A 4,973-nucleotide genomic window follows, 5' to 3' on the forward strand; every position below is an offset into this window, starting at 1 on the left:
AGAATTGCTTAGCATTTCAATTATGCCTACCTGACACTAAAGGTATGGACTGGATTGAAACGCTAAGTTTAGATCTTTTGAATGTTTAAAATAGACGAAGTGCACTACTCTAACAGAAAAAATTTCGGGACAAACTTATATAGCCGGTAACTATACAATAGGACATATGATTGCACTTCACAAAGACCGATGTCCATACCGGACCGACGAGACTTTAAAAATGAATCTAATCAATTATTGAACTTGCAAGACAGCTGCAATAATATCATCGCTCAAAATTTTGATTGTTTGAGTGGAAGATACCGTAGTCTTTGATAAAGCCATAATTTCAGAAAGGAGGGCAGAAAAACCTAAATGGCGTAGCAAAAAGACGCTCTAAATTTTCATAATTTTTTTGCCCTCTTGTCGGCGACCATCTTCCCCTCATTAGTAAGTTCTTCATCACTTCCTTGCCGTAGAGGTGTTGGTTTATCCACTCATTACTATAGTATTTTGTGGTAGATTTCTTTTAAGCCACCAAGACCAATTCCAGTAATGTCAATACGTTCATAAACTAATTCAATTCTGTTTAGAATTGCTTATTAACGAAATTCCAGCATCTATATATTGGCCACCTCCATCTTGATGGCAATGAATAGCAATTATATTTTTACCATTTAAATGAAGGGCATTTTGTGCTGCTTCACTCATGCTGGTAATTGTATATCCGGCATTCGCACCACTTAATTCAGCGGCCTTTACACCATTTATATAAACTGTACAGGCGTCATCATGATAAATATTTAATATCAAATTTTTACGATTCACTTTTGATAAATCGTTCAATGAAAATGATTGCCTCAGCCAAATATCATGAGTAGTCCAATCCGTCTTCACATTTTTTTCACCGTGGGTACCAAAACCTGCCAGCGAAGTCTTCCAATTCGATGCATCAAAATTTTCGCTATACCACTCTTCTGCGTTAGGTTTATCTAAAGTATATTGCCAGCTTCTCCCTGATCCTTCTGATGTAGGCAAAATAGTTGTAAGATATAAATCTTGGTGAATCGCGTCATAATTTGATTTTCGTATCTTATCTACCGGCACCTTTATGACAGCTCTGTCATAAGTCATCAGGCCATTTAATTCACTTTCTACATCAGTGGTTTCTGTATAGACGGCTGCACTTAAGCCGTCATTGGTCTTAAATATTTCCAGGTCTCTCGCAAATTCACTATACAAATTAGTATAATCTTTTACATTTTTCATCATAATATACGTCGGGGCCTTTTTCCAAATGTGATTTGGAACTACATAACCTATACCGCCATATTCCCCACAAGCCAAAGCCTGAAAATGGTTATTAGCAGGTGCTGCGGGTGGTGGATAACTGTGAATATCAAAAACATCTCCCACGCCAAAATGACTGCCACCACTCGCTTGGTTTACCAAGCGAGAAGAGTCCAGGTTTTTAACCATTTGTACCAACTCTTTTGTATCGTGTTGACCCTGACTTTCGTTGAAAATGACCCACATAACAATACTTGGAGCGTTCCAGTGTGTTTTCACCATGCGTTCTAACTCCGACTTAAACTCTGCTTTGTCAACTGGCGGTGTATGACTTGTATAAGAATTAGCCGAAGGCATGTCTTGCCATACAAGCAATCCCATTTTATCTGCCCAATAATACCACCGATAAGGCTCTACCTTTATGTGCTTACGAATCATATTAAAACCCAATTTCTTGATCGTAGACAAATCATTTTTAATAGCCGCATCTGTTGGCGCTGTATAAATACCATCAGGCCAAAAACCTTGGTCAAGAGGGCCTAATTCAAATAAAAATTTATTGTTTAAGTAAAGTTTCTTAAAACCGTGATCATCGGCCAAAGCAATCTTGCGCATGCCAAAGTAGCTATTTATTTTATCTAATTGCTGTCCATTTTTTTCTAAAGAGATTTCTAAATTATACAAAAATGGATGGCTTGGCGACCAAAGTTTTTCGTTAGGTACGGGAATCGAAAGTGCTTCATTGGCATTTCCTGTAAAAGACTTCACAGTTTTATTGCCGTCTTTAATTTTTATTTCTACAGATGTAGCTTGACTCCCATTAGTATTAACAGTAAGATTAAGTACCGATTTATCTATGTCAGGTACCATTCTGATACTTTTAATATTATTCTTTGCTACCGGCTCCAACCATACTGTTTGCCAAATGCCTGTGGTCGAAGTGTACATAATACCGCCAGGATGCAGAGACTGTTTACCTCTAGGAAATCCTCCTTTGTCGGTTGGATCATAAACTTTTACGGTAATGGTTTGCGCCTCATCGGTGTTCAAATAAGGAGTAATATTAAAACTAAAAGGATCGTAGCCCCCTTTGTGAGAACCTATACTTTTACCATTAATGAAAACCTCGGATTCAAAATCTACTGCACCAAAATGAAGTAGTACCTCTTTGCCTTTCCAACTTGCCGGCAAATTAAAAGTCCTTCTATACCACAATCTTTCGTGATGTTCCATTACACCAGACAAAGCAGATTCTACAGGAAAAGGCACTAGGATAGTTCTTGCCAATTTGCCTTTTGGAAAAGCTTCATCTGCATTTATGCCTGGTTGAAACTGCCATACACCATTCAAATTTAACCAATCTTTACGTACCATTTGTGGCCTTGGATATTCCGGTAATACATTATCCGGATGTACATTTTTGCTAAAACGAGTCATCAAAGTTGCTTTTTTGGGTGTCCAACTCTGTGCTTGAGCACCTTGTAATATCAGACCTATGATCGCAATGGTCAATATATTTTTTATCTTATTCATCAATTCAATTTTTTAAGAAAATTATTTTACTATCGGAAAAGAAGAAATTCTTAAACGGGTAGCACCCATTGGTATTAACGTTACTTCCTCCTCTTTGGTCTTTACACTAACAGGACTTTCGGGCAAAACGGCACAAAGACCATTGGCATCAATTGTCCAATTGGGTATTTGTTTGGCTTTTACTTTTATATACAAAGGCACATTGTCCGGTGTAAAAGGGAAGGAATCTGCTGGCCATCTTTTATGCACTACTTTCCAATCAGATACATCGCCGGAAGCGGTCAAATCGAGACCATAGTTCCAAGGACTGGCTGCATAAATATTATATGCAGGCCACTTACTGGCGTCTGCATTGGGCTGCCAATGCGAATCGCCAATAGCAGATGCACGGCTATCTTCCTTCACAAAACGCTCGTTTATTTTCAAGGAAAAAGTAAGTGGACCATAATTGACACTTACGCTATTTTTATTCTTTGCCCAAGTTCTTAAAGTAACTTTCATAGGTAATCGCAAAATCACTTTATCACCATTTCTCCATTGTCTATCGATACAACCATAAGCACCGGGCCTTAAATCAATAAGAGACTTTTTTCCATTTATACTGATACTTGCATTTTTACACCAACCTGGAATACGCAAATACAAGGGAAAGCTTGCTTTATTTCGCAACTTTATAGTGAAACTTACATTTTCTTCAAAAGGATATTTTGTTTCTTCCTCAAAAGTAACTTGCGTGCCTTTACCCACCATAGCAGTGACATTACAAGCGTTGTATAACACAGCTGCCAAACCGTTATCTGGCGTCGCCATCCATAAATTCTCGGCATAATAAGGCCAGCCTTGTGAATGGTTGTGTTGACAACAACGGCTGCTAAACGGATTCATCATTAAAAAAGGTCCGCTATTTTCAATGCCCGGGCTATGATTTTTGTTATCACTCACCACCATATTGGGTGCCGTTAAATAACGTAGCGATTTGAAGTCCGGCATCACTGCAGCGGGGAATGTATTAAAGGCTACATCTTCGCAATTATCGGCCCACAAAGGATCTCCGGTAAAACGCAGCAGCATTTCATCTGAAGCCATTTGTTCAACCATACCACAAGTTTCCACCGCTTGGTGCGGATCTACATATCCTTCTCGGGCATTTTCATCTGCACCAAACATTCCTCCCGGAACTTGCCCGTAAATATCCCGTACCAGATGAAAATCGTTATAGGTCGCTTTTAAATCGCTAGAATCACCTGTTTGCAGGTAATAAGTTGCCGGTTCTCTAAAACATTGGGCGATGTTCACATTATGCCAGTTGGGCAACTTATTAGCTTGTTCCCAATCGGCGGTATTTTTATGGATCTTTTTAGCCAAACGTAAAAGAGAGGTATCACCCGTTCGATTATACAACCAATAAACACTATATAAATTATCCCCGCCCCGGCTATTTTCCCAGTAATCTTTTAAGAACATACTATCTGGGAGGTTAAGTTCCCATTGAAAATATTTACTCATAAAAGGCATTACACGATTGTCTTTGCTGTAATCGTAATAAGATTGCATGCACCAAAGCATCAGCATATTAGCCCATAAATCGGGTTTCCCATTTTGAATATTAATGGGACCAAAATACCCATTAGGTTGCTGATTTTCCAACACTGCATCTATCCAGATCTTAGTTTCGGCAATCATTGAGGAATCTTTGAGCAGATATGCCATATCTCCATACCCCTTTAACCAATAGGGCACTTCTTCCCAACCATGACTGCCTTTACCATCTTTGCTCAACCAAGCATTGTCTTTTTTTTCCAACCACGCACTTATCTCCCCCAGATGCCCGGTAAGACCATTTTTCATCAGATTCAAATATTTCTTCACCCAACCTGTAGGCTCAATACTCCCAATCGGTAATTTTATAAAACGTAGCGGCTTTAACGGCGCTCTATTGCTGACATAAAAACTGTTTACTGTCGTCACCGGCGGCATTTTTACACTTACCACTTCTACGCTTTCTTTGCTACTTTGCCATCCGATCCCCAAAACACAAACCGCAGCAAGAACAAATCCAACCCAAATAAATTTTATATATTTATTCATATTTCTTTATTTATTCAATTCATTGTTTAGCACCTTCATAAAATAACCGCCTACCACACTGCGTGCCTGGAAGCCAACGTGCT

At 38.9% G+C, this 4,973-nt stretch carries 2 protein-coding genes; both read right to left on the bottom strand.

Going from position 1 to position 4,973, the window contains the following annotated elements; translation table 11 throughout:
- Positions 1-558: 558 nt before the first annotated feature.
- Positions 559-2,802: a glycoside hydrolase family 2 protein gene (locus tag ACQR30_RS08970; protein ID WP_429734194.1), complete on the bottom strand. Its 2,244-nt coding sequence runs from the start codon at positions 2,800-2,802 to the stop codon at positions 559-561.
- Positions 2,803-2,823: 21 nt separating this feature from the next.
- Positions 2,824-4,890 carry a beta-L-arabinofuranosidase domain-containing protein gene (locus ACQR30_RS08975; protein ID WP_429734196.1) on the bottom strand — a complete coding sequence of 689 codons (2,067 nt, stop codon included), beginning with the start codon at positions 4,888-4,890 and terminating at the stop codon, positions 2,824-2,826.
- Between the last annotated feature and the right edge of the window lie 83 nt (positions 4,891-4,973).

It is taken from the genome of Arachidicoccus sp. (genome assembly GCF_050436765.1).
In the GTDB taxonomy this organism is placed as follows: domain Bacteria; phylum Bacteroidota; class Bacteroidia; order Chitinophagales; family Chitinophagaceae; genus Arachidicoccus.

Excerpts from the sequence above, each read along its gene's own strand:
- ACQR30_RS08975 (WP_429734196.1), bottom strand. The coding sequence starts at position 4,890 with ATGAATAAATATATAAAATTTATTTGGGTTGGATTTGTTCTTGCTGCG.
- ACQR30_RS08970 (WP_429734194.1), bottom strand. The coding sequence starts at position 2,802 with ATGAATAAGATAAAAAATATATTGACCATTGCGATCATAGGTCTGATA.